This is a genomic window from Bacillus sp. S14(2024), assembly GCF_050473785.1.
In the GTDB taxonomy this organism is placed as follows: Bacteria; Bacillota; Bacilli; order Bacillales; family Bacillaceae_G; genus Bacillus_A; species Bacillus_A yunxiaonensis.
In genome coordinates this window covers 2,610,804-2,627,835 of sequence record NZ_JBFLUP010000006.1, presented here as the reverse complement: position 1 = coordinate 2,627,835, position 17,032 = coordinate 2,610,804, and the positions used below count along the sequence as shown (strand labels likewise).

Annotated in this window: 13 protein-coding genes; 10 read left to right on the top strand and 3 right to left on the bottom strand. The window is 36.2% G+C overall.

Going from position 1 to position 17,032, the window contains the following annotated elements; translation table 11 throughout:
- Nucleotides 1–90: 90 nt before the first annotated feature.
- A complete protein-coding gene (locus AB1279_RS13605) occupies nucleotides 91–732 on the bottom strand; it encodes a cupin domain-containing protein (RefSeq protein WP_429759324.1) in 642 nt (213 codons plus the stop codon).
- A 407-nt stretch (nucleotides 733–1,139) separates the two neighbouring features.
- Here AB1279_RS13605 and AB1279_RS13600 point away from each other — a divergent pair, with 407 nt between their 5' ends.
- From AB1279_RS13600 to AB1279_RS13560, 9 genes are all read left to right on the top strand, one after another.
- Nucleotides 1,140–2,456, top strand: a complete 1,317-nt coding sequence (locus AB1279_RS13600; RefSeq protein WP_429759322.1) for an MFS transporter — start codon at nucleotides 1,140–1,142, stop codon at nucleotides 2,454–2,456.
- A 119-nt stretch (nucleotides 2,457–2,575) separates the two neighbouring features.
- Nucleotides 2,576–2,884 (top strand): DUF4870 domain-containing protein, encoded by a 309-nt coding sequence (locus tag AB1279_RS13595; protein WP_429750006.1) that lies wholly within the window; start codon nucleotides 2,576–2,578, stop codon nucleotides 2,882–2,884.
- Between the two features lie 847 nt (nucleotides 2,885–3,731).
- Nucleotides 3,732–4,850, top strand: a complete 1,119-nt coding sequence (mmgD, locus tag AB1279_RS13590; RefSeq protein WP_429750004.1) for a citrate synthase — start codon at nucleotides 3,732–3,734, stop codon at nucleotides 4,848–4,850.
- Between the two features lie 98 nt (nucleotides 4,851–4,948).
- A complete protein-coding gene (gene prpD / locus AB1279_RS13585; RefSeq protein ID WP_336480510.1) occupies nucleotides 4,949–6,385 on the top strand; it encodes a 2-methylcitrate dehydratase in 1,437 nt (478 codons plus the stop codon).
- A gap of 17 nt (nucleotides 6,386–6,402) precedes the next feature.
- Nucleotides 6,403–7,311 carry a methylisocitrate lyase gene (gene prpB / locus AB1279_RS13580; protein ID WP_336480511.1) on the top strand — a complete coding sequence of 303 codons (909 nt, stop codon included), beginning with the start codon at nucleotides 6,403–6,405 and terminating at the stop codon, nucleotides 7,309–7,311.
- Nucleotides 7,312–7,717: 406 nt separating this feature from the next.
- A complete protein-coding gene (locus AB1279_RS13575) occupies nucleotides 7,718–9,478 on the top strand; it encodes a sigma 54-interacting transcriptional regulator (protein WP_429759321.1) in 1,761 nt (586 codons plus the stop codon).
- Nucleotides 9,479–9,617: 139 nt separating this feature from the next.
- Nucleotides 9,618–11,327 carry an acyl-CoA dehydrogenase family protein gene (locus AB1279_RS13570; RefSeq protein WP_429759319.1) on the top strand — a complete coding sequence of 570 codons (1,710 nt, stop codon included), beginning with the start codon at nucleotides 9,618–9,620 and terminating at the stop codon, nucleotides 11,325–11,327.
- Nucleotides 11,328–11,343: 16 nt separating this feature from the next.
- Nucleotides 11,344–12,234, top strand: a complete 891-nt coding sequence (locus AB1279_RS13565; RefSeq protein ID WP_429759318.1) for an NAD(P)-dependent oxidoreductase — start codon at nucleotides 11,344–11,346, stop codon at nucleotides 12,232–12,234.
- A gap of 44 nt (nucleotides 12,235–12,278) precedes the next feature.
- Nucleotides 12,279–13,739 carry a CoA-acylating methylmalonate-semialdehyde dehydrogenase gene (locus AB1279_RS13560; protein WP_429759317.1) on the top strand — a complete coding sequence of 487 codons (1,461 nt, stop codon included), beginning with the start codon at nucleotides 12,279–12,281 and terminating at the stop codon, nucleotides 13,737–13,739.
- Between the two features lie 69 nt (nucleotides 13,740–13,808).
- Here the strand turns inward: AB1279_RS13560 and AB1279_RS13555 are convergent, their stop codons facing one another.
- Together AB1279_RS13555 and AB1279_RS13550 are read right to left on the bottom strand one after the other, a co-directional pair.
- On the bottom strand, nucleotides 13,809–14,861 hold the full coding sequence (locus AB1279_RS13555) for an enoyl-CoA hydratase/isomerase family protein (RefSeq protein WP_429749991.1): 1,053 nt from the start codon (nucleotides 14,859–14,861) through the stop codon (nucleotides 13,809–13,811).
- Nucleotides 14,862–14,875: 14 nt separating this feature from the next.
- The gene (locus AB1279_RS13550; RefSeq protein ID WP_429759316.1) at nucleotides 14,876–15,661 is read right to left on the bottom strand and encodes an enoyl-CoA hydratase-related protein; all 786 of its coding nucleotides are present in this window, start codon (nucleotides 15,659–15,661) and stop codon (nucleotides 14,876–14,878) included.
- Nucleotides 15,662–16,450: 789 nt separating this feature from the next.
- Here AB1279_RS13550 and AB1279_RS13545 point away from each other — a divergent pair.
- Nucleotides 16,451–16,711: a hypothetical protein gene (locus AB1279_RS13545; protein WP_429749988.1), complete on the top strand. Its 261-nt coding sequence runs from the start codon at nucleotides 16,451–16,453 to the stop codon at nucleotides 16,709–16,711.
- Nucleotides 16,712–17,032 lie beyond the last annotated feature (321 nt).

Sequence of the window (17,032 nt, the reverse complement as noted above, 5' to 3'; positions counted from 1 at the left end):
AAGTATAAAGAAATTGGAAAACTAACAGTTAAGTATGGAGTGTTTGTAAATATCTATATTATTAATGGATTTTAAAAATAGTTTTCTATATTAATACCCCCAATATGGATGAAATGGAATTTGTTGTTGGTAATAATAAGATGGATGTTGTGTATGTGTTTGATTTTGATTGGGTATATGCTGTATTGTATTTCGATTTTGATTACAGTCTTTTGGAGGGCCAATTACAGTAGTAGATTGAATAGGAGCTACTGCCTGTTTCCATTGCTGTTCATTGAGACAATAAGTATGAGCCATTACGTTGGATGGAGTTAATCTTAAAATATCTGATCCAAAAATAACTTCTGGAGTAGGAGCATTAAAAATGGCTAATAAGTGTGTATTGTCTACAGTGGCAATTTCATAATGCCACCAACCTTGCGGTACATTAGTAACTTGACCCGGCTTTATAGGGAAATTAAGAATTTGATTCGTAAATGGGTTAAGTAAGGAAACGACAGCTGCACCAGAAATACAATAAACGAGTTCAGCGGCATTTTGGTGTACATGAGGCTCTATAACATTATCCGTGCTTAAAAAAATGTCTAGTAAAGATGTATTATCTAATGTATTTAATTGTTGAATCCCTAACACGTTTATATAATTTTGCGCATCCTTTGTGAAAAAATTACTTTTACTTACATCTTGAGCGAATTGGATAGAAGGGGAGGTGTAATCTATATAAGAGGTCATTGTTTTCCCACCTTTCTGCTTCGGAATATGTCTAGGTATATGGAGTATGATATGAGTCTATTTATTTCATTGTGCAGCAGTCTGTGTATCTTTACATTTAAAACAAGGAACAAAATTGGAGCGTTTTTTAAAATGTTAAATGTAAAGGAGACACAAAATAGCTGAAAAATTGATTAAAGTGAAATGAATATTAGTGGGTAGTGAAGTAATATGATAAATTGTTATTATCAGAACTTTTTGTTTAGTGAATAAGTGTAAATAATGAGAGGTTAGGAGAATTAATTTGAGAGAATTTAGCTTGTGTTCTGAAAATGAGAGATTCGTATTGAGATCTTATCGGAAAGAAGACTTTAACAATTGGTTTATACAATATGCAAAGTCAGTTCCTATGAAAGGTGGACTGAGTGATGTTACAAAAAGTTGATGATTCAAAAGCTTTAGAAAACCAACCGGCTTGGTTACAAAGTTACATTGATTCTCCAGAAAAACAGCGACAGTTATATCGAAGGACGTTGATCATCGTTATTATTTCACAAATTTTCGGTGGTGCGGGACTTGCAGCAGGTGTAACCGTCGGAGCACTTCTTGCACAAGACATGCTAGGTACAGATAGTTTTGCAGGGGTTCCGTCTGCGTTGTTCACTTTAGGTTCTGCTGGGGCAGCACTACTTGTAGGGCGACTCTCTCAGCGTTTTGGACGACGTTTAGGACTCGCGGCAGGATTTTTGGCTGGCGGTATCGGCGCAATCGGAGTAGTGATTTCAGCATTAACTAATAATCTTGTACTTCTTTTTTCTTCATTACTCATCTATGGTGCTGGAACTGCTACAAATTTACAAGCTCGCTATGCAGGTACAGATTTAGCAAATTCTACACAGCGAGCAACAGCAATCAGTATTGCAATGGTATCAACCACCTTAGGTGCCGTCGCAGGGCCAAATTTAGTTGATGTAATGGGTCGATTTGCAATAATGATTAAAGTCCCTGCACTAGCCGGTCCGTTCATTTTGGCAGCTGCAGCTTATATCCTTGCTGGTTTGGTCCTTCTAGCTCTACTTCGCCCAGACCCTCTCGTTGTTGCGAAAGCAATTGCAGATGTGCAGGGAACGAACGAGAGTACTCATTTAGATGAGAGTTCTAGTAAACTAGCAATAAAAAAGCGAGAAATTGTTGTTGGTGCCACAATCATGGTCTTAACTCAGATTGTCATGGTTTCAATTATGACAATGACACCTGTACATATGGGGCATCATGGACATGGCTTGAAAGAGGTAGGGCTGGTAATTGGTTTTCATATCGGTGCAATGTACCTACCATCTCTTTTGACTGGTATCCTCGTAGATAAGATTGGACGTACTGCGATGGCAATCGCTTCTGGTATCACTCTACTTGCTGCTGGTGTTCTTGCCGCTGTTGCACCTACTGATTCTATGTTAGTACTCATCATCGCTCTCGCTTTGCTTGGGCTTGGTTGGAACTTTGGTTTGATTAGCGGTACTGCGCTCATTGTGGATGCAACTACTCCAACCGTTCGCGCAAAGACGCAAGGATCTGTTGATGTATTAATCGCTTTGGCGGGGGCATCTGGGGGGGCGCTATCAGGCATGGTCGTCGCTCATTCTAGTTACACAACCCTTTCATTTGCCGGAGCTATCCTTTCACTACTGCTTATCCCAGTCATTGTCTGGTCTCGTAGCAATCAAAATAGTGCTAATAAAAGCTAATAAAATTATCCAACTTTTGAATGAATATAAATCAGTCTTAAGATTCATTCACATCCAATAGGATATACTATAAAATATTACATAATAAGGAAAAATAAATGAGAAGGAGTAATTTTTAAATGGAGCATAAAGGACTGAAAATATTCATTCATGCTAGTACTTGGTTTGCACCTGTATTAGTTCCGTTTATTATATTTCTTGTTAGTTCCGATCGAGAAATTAAAAGTTTATCATTACAGGCAGTTATATTTCATTTTGTAATAGGTGTATTAATTGCTATTTCAGTATTTTTTTCTTGGATATTAATTGGAATTCCGTTCTTAATTATTTTTGGATTAATGGCCTTAATTACTCCAATCATCGGTATCATTCGTGCGATAAAAGATCGACCTTTTCAATATCCGATTGTCGGGTCATGGTTGAAGTAGAATTTACAAGTATAAAGTGAAACTTCCATCAGTGGGGGACATCCGCCACTGATGGAAGTCCCGTCCAGTCGGGCTTTATTGGTAGTTATCTTCCACCTACCTTCTTTGGGTTGCTCCAACTTTGAGGTAGGTGTCTTACTGCCCGTTAGTACGATATAAATATGTAAAAAGGATAGCGTGTAGCTATCTTTTTTTATTGAAAATCATGATATGAAAGGAGGTATCTATCCATTGACGAAAGCTGCAATTCATTATTAGAAAGCCAGAAGTTAAATGAAAATGAAAAATATATTAATAAAACAAATTGATAAAATATCAGAAAATTAATAATATAAAATAAATTGTAATTGTTCAAAAAGTCTGATATATTTGAGTGGAAAATGAAAGAGATATAAAACGGGTAGAGATACAATGGTTGTTCTAGCTTTTTAAAAGGGGAGTTAGGCTGTCCAGTAGCTGTATTTGTTAGGCCCTTGCCCGTTTTAGTACACATCATAGCCTATGTGGATAGGAGGTGTTAAGTGCGAAGGTAGAAACTGTATTTTTTAGTATCTCTTCGTATAGTAACAGCTTCTTGGGAAGTTGCTTTTTTATTTTCGAAATTGATTAATAAGTATGGAGCTATAGGAAGTTCTTTGTTTGGAACATGTGCCAGATTTCTCAACTCTTTCAAAACTATTATTATGAACGATCTAAACATAGAAAAACCTTGTACGCTGCTTACCGCGTATTCTTTATTAGTGGATGAAATAGCTAGAGGAGAATATTGTGGGAAATATATTTGTGCAATCTTGGAAAGGCTTACAGAAATGTAAACGAAGATCTATTTGGATGGGAGGAAGGTAAAATGGGAGCTGAAAATAATTATTTTCCAGGACTTGATGGGGTAGTTGCAGCAGAGACAAAGATTTCTTTTCTTGATACAAAAAAAGGAGAAATCGTTATTCAAGGGTATGACTTGATTGAGTTATCTAAAACAAAAAGTTATTTAGATATTGTTCATCTTTTATTAGAGGAGAAACTTCCTAATTCGGATGAAAAAGCGGCATTAGAAGAAACGCTAAAGCATGAATATGAAGTTCCTACTGGTGTTTTTGATGTTTTAAAAGCATTGCCAAAACAAACGCACCCGATGGACGGGTTACGCACGGGAATTTCTGCGCTCTCTGGCTATGACAATGAAATTGATGATCGCTCATTGGATGTTAATAAAAAACGTGCTTATAAATTGTTAAGTAAAGTGCCGAATATAGTAGCTAACAGTTATCGAATTTTGAATAATGAAGAACCAATTGAACCAATGCAAGAGTTATCTTATAGTGCGAACTTCTTCCATATGCTTACGGGTAAGAAACCTTCTGCATTAGAAGAAAAAATATTTGATAAATCACTTGTTCTGTATAGTGAACACGAGATGCCTAATTCTACTTTTACGGCTAGAGTAATTGCGTCTACACAATCAGATTTATACGGTGCTTTAACCGGAGCGGTTGCTTCTTTAAAAGGTAATTTACATGGAGGTGCCAATGAGGCAGTAATGTACATGCTGCTTGAAGCGGGTACTGTTGAGAAATTTGAAGAATTACTGCAAAAGAAACTGTATAACAAAGAAAAAATTATGGGATTTGGACATCGCGTCTACATGAAGAAGATAGATCCAAGAGCACTCATGATGAAGGAAGCATTAAAACAGTTATGTGATGTGAAAGGCGATTATACATTATATGAAATGTGTGAAGCTGGAGAAAAGATTATGGAGAAGGAAAAAGGAATCTATCCAAACTTAGATTATTATGCTGCTCCAGTCTATTGGATGTTAGGTATTCCAATTCAACTGTACACACCAATCTTTTTCAGTTCAAGAACGGTAGGCTTATGTGCGCATGTGATTGAGCAACATACAAATAATCGATTGTTCCGCCCACGTGTAAATTATATTGGCGAGCGACATGTGCTTAGCAAATAAAAACAACTGGGGAGTTGTTAAGGCCGCCCGCCAGGTGGGTGTTTGACCGACACCCATTCTTAATAATAACGAATTGTCGACAGAAAGGGAAGGATAGCGTGATTAAAACAAATGAAATTAAACAAAAAGATGCAATTTTAGAAGAAATTACGGATTATGTACTAAATAAAGAGGTGACAAGCTCAGAAGCATTCAGTACGGCACGCTATGTGTTACTTGATACGCTTGGATGTGGAATTCTAGCACTGCAATATCCAGAGTGTACGAAATTACTAGGACCAGTTGTACCAGGAACAATTGTGCCAAATGGTACACGTGTACCGGGAACATCATTTGTACTTGATCCAGTACGCGGTGCCTTTAATATCGGATGTATGATTCGTTGGTTAGATTATAACGATACATGGCTTGCAGCAGAATGGGGACATCCGTCTGATAATTTAGGTGGTATTTTAGCTGTTGCAGATTATGTGAGCCGCGTTCGTATTTCAGAAGGAAAAGAACCATTAAAAGTACGAGATGTACTTGAAATGATGATTAAAGCACATGAAATTCAAGGTGTACTTGCGTTAGAAAATAGTTTAAACCGTGTTGGTCTTGACCATGTGTTATACGTAAAAGTAGCGACAACAGCAGTTGTTACTAAAATGCTTGGTGGCACGCGTGAAGAAATCTTTAATGCATTGTCTCATGCATGGATTGATAACTCTAGTCTTCGTACATATCGTCATGCTCCAAATACAGGTTCACGTAAGTCATGGGCAGCTGGGGATGCAACAAGCCGTGGTGTTCATCTTGCACTTACTGCATTAAAAGGTGAAATGGGTTACCCAACAGCATTATCTGCTCCAGGATGGGGATTCCAAGATGTATTGTTTAACAAGCAAGAACTAAAATTAGCAAGACCTTTAGATTCTTATGTAATGGAAAATGTATTGTTTAAAGTATCATATCCAGCAGAATTCCATGCTCAAACAGCTGCAGAATGTGCAGTGAAATTACATCCAGAAGTGAAAGAACGATTAGATGAAATTGACCGTATTACAATTACGACACATGAATCAGCAGTTCGTATTATTGATAAAGAGGGTCCATTAAATAACCCAGCTGACCGCGATCATTGCTTGCAATACATTACTGCAATCGGTTTATTAAAAGGCGACATTGTTGCAGATGATTATGAGGATGAAGTAGCTTTTGACCCTCGCGTAGATGAATTACGAAATAAGATGGTTGTTGTTGAAAATAAACAATACAGTTTAGATTACCTTGATCCGAACAAGCGCTCAATCGCCAACGCTGTTCAAATTCATTTTAAAGATGGTACAGTAACAGAAAACGTAGAATGCGAATATCCATTAGGTCACCGTTTCCGTAGAGACGAAGCGATTCCAAAGGTAGTTCAAAAGTTCTCTGCAAATATGGCTGTTCATTATTCTAATAAACAACAAGAAAAAATTCATGAAGCTTGTTTGAATGAAGAAAAATTAGAAAATATGAATGTGAATGAATTTGTAGATCTTTTCTTAATTTAAGTATAGGGGGAATAAGAATGGCTTGGGTTGTAAATAAACAGTCAACACAAGAAGAACTTGCCAATCGATTCCGTGCTTTAGTAGAGGCGCCTGAAATCTTGCAAATTCCTGGTGCACATGATGCGATGGCTGCTCTTGTTGCAAAAAATGCTGGATTTTCAGCTCTTTATTTATCAGGAGCTGCTTATACAGCAAGTAAGGGTTTACCAGATTTAGGTATTGTAACATCTACTGAAGTAGCTGAAAGAGCAAGAGATCTTGTTAGAGCAACGGATTTACCTCTTCTTGTCGATATTGATACAGGATTTGGTGGAGTGTTAAATGTAGCGAGAACTGCTGTAGAGATGGTGGAAGCAAATGTAGCCGCTGTTCAAATTGAAGATCAGCAACTTCCTAAAAAGTGTGGACATCTCAATGGGAAAAAACTTGTTTCCATTGAAGAAATGCAACAAAAAATTAAAGTAATAAAAGAAGTAGCACCATCAATGGTTGTTGTAGCTCGTACGGATGCTCGTGCAGTTGAAGGTTTAGATGCATCGATTGAGAGAGCAATTGCATACATTGAAGCAGGTGCAGATGCTATTTTCCCAGAAGCTTTGCAGTCAGAAGAAGAGTTTCGTTTATTTACGAAGAAAGTAACAGTACCTTTACTCGCTAATATGACCGAATTTGGAAAAACACCGTATTATACTGCTGAAGAGTTTGCTAATATCGGTTATCAAATGGTCATATATCCAGTGACGTCTCTTCGCGTAGCAGCAAAAGCTTATGAGCGTATTTTTCATCTTATAAAAGAAGAAGGATCGCAAAAAGAAGGGCTTTCTGATATGCAAACAAGAAGTGAATTATATGAAACGATTTCGTATCATGATTTTGAAGAATTAGATAAAGGAATTGCAAAAACAATCTTATCTGAGGGGCAATAGATAAAGTGAAACTTCTAGCAGTAGAGGGGCATCTCCCTCATTGCTGGATATGTTAAAGCAATCGGGCGCATGCCAGCAGTTGTCGCCCATCTATCTTCCTCGCTCTTCTTTGAATCGTGGAGGATGGGAGTCTTACTGCCCCAAAATAGCGGGATAAAATAAGAAAGCGATGATACACATTTTTAGCAAAAATACCTGCTTGATGTGAAATAAATCATCGCTTTTTTGTCATATTAACGGATAGTAAAAATGAGATTGATAAAAGTTTTTGAACGAAGAAGAAACAAAATCTTTATTTATGTAGTTCCACTTTATCATAATATTAGTTCCTTTCTAAAAAGAAACTAGCGTGTGTACAGATAGTAAAAGAGAGGAATAGACATTCTAAAGGAGGGGAAATCAAGTTATGATGGCTGCAAAATATGACTCTGTTCGAAACTGGATGAAGCAGGATCCGTATATTTTGAGGAAAGATAATACGATTCGAGAAGCATTACGACTACTAGCTGAATCAGAGAGTACAGAACTCCCTGTTTTAGAAAATAATCATGTGATTGGAGTTGTGAAACTCATTGATTGTGTAGAGTGGTTAGAGAATCACTCAGAGTGGGATGAACCAATTGTTACTATACTCAGGCATTCTTTCTATAAGGTACGGGAAGAGTTTTCTTTAAGCAAGTTGGAGAATATCCCACTTTATGTTACTTGTGAGGAAAACAGAGAGCTCAAAGGAGTGGTCAGTAACAAGGAATTATTAGCGTTTCACAAAGGTTTGGTTCAAGAAATCGAATGTGCACATCAAACGATAGAGTGGTTTAAACTTTGCTTTGATACTGCATATGAAGGAATCGCGATTGTAGATGAAAATGGAGTTATCCAAATGTTTAATGAAACGTACAGTCGCTTTGTTGGTGTAACAAAAGAAGAAGCAATTGGACAGCACGCTGAAAATGTAATTGAGAATACGCGGCTTCCAGTTGTATTAAAAACAGGAGTACCAGAAAGAAATCAAGTACACCGTCTGCAAGGACAGAATCTAGTTGTGCACCGGATGCCAATTTGGAAGCAGGGAAGAGTGATAGGTGCTGTAGGGATGCTTATTCATGAAGGGATTTCAGATATTTATAAAATACTAGAACGATTTGATCAAAAGGATAGGACAATCAAACCAACGTTTTCTAAACCGAAAAAGAAGCAGATTCGATTTGAAGATATTCTTGGAGAAAGCCAAACAATTTCTGAAACGAAAAAAATGGCTCGAAAAGCAGCTGGATCAAAAGCATCCGTATTAATTACTGGGGAAAGCGGTGTTGGTAAAGAGCAATTTGCACGTGCTATACATGATACCGGTATAACAAAAAACGGTCCGTTTATTAGTGTGAACTGTGCTGCTATTCCTGATAATTTACTAGAATCTGAATTGTTTGGTTATGCAGAAGGTGCTTTTACAGGTGCGAAAAAGAATGGGAAGGCAGGGAAGTTTGAACTTGCAAATCATGGAACATTATTTTTAGACGAGATTGGCGATATGTCTCTATTAACGCAAGTGAAAATTTTACGTGTTTTACAAGAAAGGGAAATAGAAAGAATAGGTGGTACACATCCAATTCCTGTTGATTTCAGACTAATCGCAGCGACAAATAAAGATTTAAAACAAATGGTTAGAGAAGGAACCTTTAGGGAGGATTTATATCATCGTCTTCATGTTATTCCGATTCATATTCCACCGCTTCGCTTTCGAAAACAAGATATACCACTCATTGTCGAAGAACATTTACAAAAGTTATGTCAAATGTATGGTGCCGAAGAAAAGACACTTGATAAAGAGGTATTACGCCTTATGTTCCATTATAATTGGCCGGGTAATGTCAGGGAATTAATCAATGTGTTAGAAAGGCTATTTGCACTATCAGATGATGCACATATACGGGCTAAGGATTTACCAGAAGAATTTTATTATCGGGATATGGAGCAAAAGAAATTAGTACCTATGATTCAGTCTTTACCAGCAAAACAAGAAGCGATGAAAGTGGTGCGTGAAGAGGAAGAAAGAGGATTAATTGAACGCGTTTTAAAAGAAGCAAAAGGAAATAAGTCAAAAGCAGCGGCATTGTTAGGGATTTCTAGGGCGACCCTTTATAATAAATTGTCAAGATTCAAAATCTAAACAATTGTTATATCAAGTGTAAAACTGTCTAGACAGTTTTACGTTTTCTTTTCATTTTGCCCTTGTTCTATCAAGTTTTTAGATTGGCATAGATTTTGCTTATAAATAAAATGAAGACCGAAATGATAGGGGGATACAGATGGAGAAAACAAAGTTGCAATGGGACGAATTTTTTTCGATGAATCAGGAGCTTAATACAACCTTTTTTACACCTGAGGATTTTTCAAGTGATGAAGATTTAATCGCAAAAACAACAGAACAATTTGTGAAACAGGAAATTGTTCCTCAAATTGAAAATATCGAGCAGCACAATTATCAAGTTTCCCGCAGGTTGTTTGAAAAGGCTGGAGAACTTGGATTGTTGAGTATAGAGGTTCCAGAAGAGTATGGTGGATTTGAATTAGGGAAAGCAGTTTCTGGACTTGTGGCGGAAAAGATGGGATATGCAGGAGCCTTTAGTGTTTCTTTTAATATTCATGCTGGAGTAGGAACGCTGCCATATATATATTACGGAACAAAAGAGCAGAAGGAAAAATACTTACCTAAAATTGCATCAGGTGAATGGATTGGAGCTTATGCTTTAACAGAACCTAATGCTGGATCTGATGCATTAAGTGCAAAAACAAGTGCTGTCTTAAATGAAGAAGGAACAGCTTGGACATTAAATGGTGAAAAACAATGGATTACAAATGCTCATATGGCTGACGTATATGTTGTTTTTGCAAAGACAAATAAAGGAATGACAGCATTTATTGTCGAAAGAACATGTGAAGGCGTTTCGATTGGCCTAGAAGAAAAGAAAATGGGTATTAAAGGTTCTTCAACTGCGACATTGATTTTAGAGGATGTCGTCATTCCTGCTGAAAATGTACTAGGGGAAGTAGGAAAGGGACATCACGTAGCTCTTAATATTCTCAATTTTGCTAGATTGAAACTTGCTTTCGGAAATATTGGAACAGCAAAGCAAGCGATTGGCCTATCTGTTCAATACGGAAAAGAACGAAAACAGTTTCAAACAGAATTAGTTGATTTCACGATGATTCAAGAGAAAATTGCAAATATGATTATCGCTACATACAGTGCAGAGAGCGCAGCTTATCGAACAGCAGGCGTAATTGATGAAGCAATTCATGAGAGTGATGAAGGTATTATGCAGAAAATGTCTCAATTTGCAATGGAGTGTGCGATCAACAAAGTGAATGCTTCAGAAACACTTGGAAATATTGTGGATGAAGCGGTACAAATTCATGGTGGTTATGGTTATATGCAAGAATATGAAGTAGAACGATTATATCGTGATGCTAGAATTAGCCGTATATTTGAAGGAACGAATGAAATTAACCGCTTAACAGTTGCAAAAATGTTAATGAAACAAACGAAACAATTAGGGGACCAAGTAGATGAAGACACATTTGAAAATGTAGAACGAAATCATCGTTATATTTTATTATCGAAACAATTATTGAAGCAATCTTTGAAAACGCTATCTCGAACTCCTGAATTAAAAATCGAACAAGAACAAGAATATTCACGCGTGTTAGCAGACATGTTGAAAGATGTATATGTAATGGAATCGGCATTTTTACGTACAAAGAAAGCGATAAGTAAAAATGGTGAAGAAAAAGAACGTACAAAACAGTTTATAACGGATGTGCTTTGTGAAGAAGGATATCGAAAAGTAGAATCAGCAGCAATTGTTCTTCTTTCTGCAGCGGTGCAAGAAGAGCAAACTAGAAACGCCATTCTAGATGAAATTCGTCAACTGTCAGTACCTCTATACACGAACTTGTTTACGAAAAAGAGAGAAATTGCAAAAACGATTATAAATCGCGGGAAATATATTGTTTAAATAGGAGGAGAGCAGTATGAGAAAGATTGGTTTTATCGGTTTAGGTAATATGGGTCTTCCAATGTCTAAAAATTTAGTCAAATCAAATTATACGGTATATGGAGTCGATTTAAATAAAGATGCTGAAGCTTCCTTCGAGAAAGAAGGGGGAATCATCGGTTTATCAATTGGAAAATTAGCAGAAACATGCGATTTGATTTTTACAAGTTTACCGTCACCGCGAGCTGTTGAAGCTGTTTATTTTGGAGAAGAAGGTTTAATTGAGAATAGTCATTCGAATGTTGTTTTAATTGATACAAGCACAGTAGCTCCGCAACTAAATAAAAAGCTTGCAGATGCTGCGAAGGATAAAAAAGTCGATTTCTTAGCAGCGCCGGTTAGTGGTGGAGTGATTGGAGCGGAAAACCGCACATTAACTTTTATGGTTGGTGGACCAAAAGAAGTATATGAAAAAGGTTTACCAGTGATGGAAGTATTGGGAGCAAATATATTTCATGTGAGTGAGCAAATTGATAGTGGTACGACTGTAAAATTGATTAATAACTTATTAATTGGTTTTTATACAGCGGGTGTTAGTGAAGCTCTGACATTAGCAAAGAAGAACAATATGGATTTAGATAAAATGTTTGATATTTTAAATGTGAGTTATGGACAAAGTAGAATTTATGAGCGCAATTATAAAAGCTTTATTGCGCCAGAAAACTATGAACCAGGATTTACTGTAAATCTACTAAAGAAAGACTTAGGATTTGCAGTTGATTTAGCAAAAGAAGGTGAGCTTCACTTACCAGTGAGTGAAATGCTTTTGAATTTGTATGATGAAGCTGGTAAAGCGGGATATGGTGAAAAAGATATGGCTGCTTTATATCAAAAGGTAAGTGAACAATTAATCTCTAGTCATAAATAACAATGAATACTAGCAAATATAAAAAATAAAAAGGAGCGAATACAATGATTACAACAGAAATTAAACGCGTGAAAAATCATATTAATGGTGAATGGGTAGAATCTACTGGCACAGAAGTGGAAGCTGTTCCGAATCCTGCGACTGGGAAAATAATTGCTTATGTTCCACTTTCTCCAAAAGAAGATGTGGATCGTGCTGTTGAAGCTGCAAAAGTAGCATATGAAACATGGTCTAAAGTACCAGTTCCAAATCGCTCAAGACAGCTATATAAATATTTACAACTTTTACAAGAAAACAAAGATGAGCTTGCAAAAATCATTACATTAGAAAATGGTAAAACATTAAAAGATGCAACTGGCGAAGTGCAGCGAGGGATTGAAGCTGTAGAGCTGGCAACATCAACACCAAATTTAATGATGGGGCAAGCACTTCCAAATATTGCAGGTGGAATTGATGGTTCAATTTGGAGGTACCCAATTGGAGTTGTTGCTGGTATTACACCGTTCAACTTCCCGATGATGATTCCACTATGGATGTTCCCATTAGCAATCGCTTGCGGTAATACATTTGTATTAAAAACATCTGAAAGAACGCCGCTTTTAGCAGAAAGACTAGTAGAATTATTCTATGAAGCGGGCTTCCCGAAAGGGGTTTTAAACTTAGTACAAGGTGGAAAAGATGTTGTAAATAGCATTTTAGAAAATAAAGATATTCAAGCTGTTTCATTTGTTGGATCTGAGCCAGTTGCACGCTATGTATACGAAACAGGAACAAAATATGGCAAACGAGTACAAGCACTTGCAGGAGCGAAAAATCATGCAATTGTTATGCCGGACTGCGATATTGAAAAGACAGTACAAGGTGTCATTGGTTCTGCATTTGCGAGCAGTGGAGAACGCTGCATGGCATGCTCTGTTGTAGCGGTAGTGGATGAGATTGCTGATGAATTCATTGATGTACTTGTATCAGAAACGCGTAAATTAAAAGTCGGTGATGGTTTCCATGAAGAAAATTATGTAGGTCCATTAATTCGTGAATCTCATAAAGAGCGTGTACTAGGCTATATTAATAGCGGTGTAGCAGATGGAGCTACTTTATTAGTAGATGGCCGTAAAATTAATGAAGAAGTTGGGGAAGGTTATTTCGTTGGAGCAACAATCTTTGATGGTGTGAATCAAGATATGAAAATTTGGCAAGATGAAATTTTTGCTCCAGTATTAAGCATTGTGAGAGTAAAGGATTTAGAAGAAGGAATTAAGCTTACAAACCAATCAAAATTTGCAAATGGTGCAGTCATTTATACGTCTAGTGGTAAACACGCACAAACATTCCGTGATAATATCGATGCAGGGATGATTGGTGTAAACGTAAACGTTCCAGCTCCAATGGCATTTTTCGCATTTGCAGGAAATAAAGCTTCTTTCTACGGTGACTTAGGTACAAATGGAAAAGATGGTGTACAATTTTATACACGTAAAAAAGTAGTAACAGAACGCTGGTTTTAAGAAAAATGTAAAAAAAGTGTCCATGATATTGGACACTTTTTTTAATAACATAAGCTTTATTTTGTATAATTAGCTTCTTAGAAGATTGAAGAAGTTATTTACAATCTCTTCTGAAACATCTTCTAAATGTTTATATTTATATTGCGGATTTTGGTCCTTATCTATAACAACCGAGCGTATTCCCTCGAAAAAGTCTTCATGTCTCAGAAAGTTTTTAGCGAGCACAAGATCAGTAGCAAAGCATTCTTCTAATGTCTTCTCTTCTCCATCAATAAATTGTTTTAAGGTTATTTTTAAGGAGAATGGGGATTTTGACAACATTATTTCTTTTGTTTGAGTTGCAAAATGGGTCCCATCTTTTTCTAAAGAATGAATAATCTCTTCAACAGTATGATAAGAAAAGTGCTTATTAATCTCTGTTTGGAATGATGACAGTTCACTTTCATTAGCAGGAAGCTCAGAATAGTCATCGATTAGCTGTGTTAATGCTGTATGTATGTCTTTTGCATGCCAATCAATTTGTTCGATATGATTAAGAAAAGTATTCAAATTATCACTTGTCATGTAAAAGTCTGCAGCATTTATATATAGTACATCAGGAGCTTTAATGACAGAAGCTGTTAATGCTAAATAACCCCCTGTATGCCCTGGCGCTTTATTTAAGAAATAAGCAGATCCGACATCAGGGAAAAAACCAATATTCATTTCTGGCATAGCCCATTTTGTTCGCTCAGTAACAATTCTATGACTAGCTCCGTAAGTGAGTCCAACGCCTCCGCCCATAACAAAGCCATCTAAACATGCGACAATCGGTTTAGAAAACTTATAAACAAGCATATCTAATTGGAATTCATCTTCAAAAAATTGTTCTGCTTTTTGCATGGCAGATTCATGTAAACGAGCTTCGTAAAGAGTTTTAATGTCACCTCCAGCACAAAGTCCTTTCGTACCTGCGCCTTTTATAATGACAAGATGAATTTGATCATCAGATTCCCATTCTTTTAGTTTTTGTGTAATAGGTCCTATCATTTCATATGAGATTGAATTTAATGCTTTTGGGCGGTTTAATGTAATAGTAGCTACGCCATTTGCGTGAATCGAAAATAGAACTTGATCAGTCATAATATGTCCTCCTTTTATGAATGTCTAAAATTAGGTTTTCGCTTCTCTACGAAAGCTTGAATGCCCTCTTTAGCATCATCAGTTACAAATAACTCAGAGAATTTTTCGCGCTCTCTTTTCAAGCCTTCAACCATATTTTCGTTATATCCTTGTGTAATACATTCTATCGCACGAGTGATGCTAGTCATGCTTTTTCCATCTAAGTATGATTGAGCAATTAGGAGAGCGGTTGGTAACAGTTCCTCTTGGGAAACGACTAATTGAACGAGACCGAGCTCGGCCGCTTCTTTTCCGCTTACTTGTTTACTCGTTAAAATTAAGTCTAAAGCTGTTGCCATATTTGTTATTCTGCTAAGGCGTTGCGTACCGCCAAAGGTTGGGAGTAATCCAAGTTTTAATTCTGGTAAACCAAGGATAGCATTATCTGATGTAATTCTAAAATGACATCCCATAGCTAGCTCTAATCCACCGCCAAGAGCAGGACCGTTTATGGCAGCAATAACCGGCTTCTTCATGGCTTCTATTTCGTCACAAAGTGCCTGTCCTGCTGTTGCCATTGCTAATCCTTTCTCTTGGTCTCCCAGTGCCGAAACAAATTCTTTAATATCGGCACCTGCTACGAAAAAACGTCCAGCACCAGTTAGAATAATAGCTCTTGTTTCGTCATCTTCAGCAAGCATTGAAAAGATAGATCGTAATTCAGCTATGCACGCAGATGATAAGGCATTTGCCGGGGCATTATTTACCTCTACTATGGTAATAAAGTTTTGTTTTTTTACATTTGCAAATTTAGTTTCCATTATCTACATCCTCCTTTTTGATCATCTATTTTTTTGCAAGAATTGTGCCAATTCAAATGTTATACGTTAACAAGGAGGAATTGAACACAAAGTGTTTAAACGTCTAAACAAATAGACATTTTGTAAGGAAACAGAGTGAGCATATTATGTAATGATTATACAAGGAAAATCGATGTCTAAGGGTGTAAAAAGAGCTCGGCTTTTGTATATAAATTTCTTGTTTTATTTCTTGAATCCTGCTATTTTATATGTCTTTTTTTGTTTTAAAATGAAGAGCAAATGAGTATACTGTAGAAAGTAAAAGAGATGTTCAATAGTAATACGTTCTTTCGGGTTTTGTATATCATCCTGCTAAAGTTTTTAGACTGAAAGAATATATCTTTTAAAATAAAAAAGTGACAAACAATCAAAAGTATGCAAGGAAGGAAAGTATGAGAATTTATCCCGCATTTATGGGCAGTAAGACCCCCACTGATGAAAGTTTCACTTTATGAAACGAAAACCTGGCATATTTTGACGAGTTATTTTTGAAGGATTTTCATTAAAGAAAAAGGAATATACAACTTCTAACGATAAATTAATATTGTTTTGAAAAATTGTTATTAAATATATAATTTGTAATTTTTTAGAATAAAGGTTTTAATAAATATGTATAGTATATTTTCTATATTTAGGTTTTTTATTTTGTTGTTATTATGTCCTATGTACTAGGTTCACTTATAAGTTTTATTTATCATAAGTATAGAATGTCTAATGTGCCCAAAGAAAGGAAAGAAAGGGGAGATCGGAATGTCAGGGCCTTTGTTAGTATCGGTCATTATTTTATCTTCTCTTATGATTGGTTTAACTTTCTATTTTCACCAAGAAGATACACAGCATGATACTATACAAGATAAAGTACGATTTGTATTCCCGGTCTTTATCTTAACAATTGCGATTAGTTTTGCAGTAAATCAAAATGATTACATTGCGATTCTTTCTTGGCTTTTGACAACAGTATTATTATTTGTTGTTTTATACTTTGTAATGAAGGATTATTTACAAAAATAAAAGTGCCGTGAACGGCATTTTTATTTTTAACAAATAATTAATTTCACATACCGTATTAGAAATCAAAATTTTAACAAAATTATCAACAACATTATTTGCGTCTATCATGCTATTCGTAGATGTAAATGGGTTCCTATAACGTATTGGAAAAAGCAGTTTCAAAGGTGTCTGCCAAAGATGGTATATAGAAAAACTCTCACTAGAAGATTCGAATGGGATAAGTGGCGGGAGTTTTCATATTCTTTTCTTACTTTTCTCATACTACAAATGAAAAGTTGGAGATATATTGCAGTTATTATGTTGTTAGTGGAGGAGATTTTT

Coding starts and splice junctions, on each gene's coding strand:
- AB1279_RS13605 (WP_429759324.1), bottom strand. CDS start 732: ATGACCTCTTATATAGATTACACCTCCCCTTCTATCCAATTCGCTCAA.
- AB1279_RS13600 (WP_429759322.1), top strand. CDS start 1,140: ATGTTACAAAAAGTTGATGATTCAAAAGCTTTAGAAAACCAACCGGCT.
- AB1279_RS13595 (WP_429750006.1), top strand. CDS start 2,576: ATGGAGCATAAAGGACTGAAAATATTCATTCATGCTAGTACTTGGTTT.
- mmgD (WP_429750004.1), top strand. CDS start 3,732: ATGGGAGCTGAAAATAATTATTTTCCAGGACTTGATGGGGTAGTTGCA.
- prpB (WP_336480511.1), top strand. CDS start 6,403: ATGGCTTGGGTTGTAAATAAACAGTCAACACAAGAAGAACTTGCCAAT.
- AB1279_RS13575 (WP_429759321.1), top strand. CDS start 7,718: ATGATGGCTGCAAAATATGACTCTGTTCGAAACTGGATGAAGCAGGAT.
- AB1279_RS13570 (WP_429759319.1), top strand. CDS start 9,618: ATGGAGAAAACAAAGTTGCAATGGGACGAATTTTTTTCGATGAATCAG.
- AB1279_RS13565 (WP_429759318.1), top strand. CDS start 11,344: ATGAGAAAGATTGGTTTTATCGGTTTAGGTAATATGGGTCTTCCAATG.
- AB1279_RS13560 (WP_429759317.1), top strand. CDS start 12,279: ATGATTACAACAGAAATTAAACGCGTGAAAAATCATATTAATGGTGAA.
- AB1279_RS13555 (WP_429749991.1), bottom strand. CDS start 14,861: ATGACTGATCAAGTTCTATTTTCGATTCACGCAAATGGCGTAGCTACT.
- AB1279_RS13550 (WP_429759316.1), bottom strand. CDS start 15,661: ATGGAAACTAAATTTGCAAATGTAAAAAAACAAAACTTTATTACCATA.
- AB1279_RS13545 (WP_429749988.1), top strand. CDS start 16,451: ATGTCAGGGCCTTTGTTAGTATCGGTCATTATTTTATCTTCTCTTATG.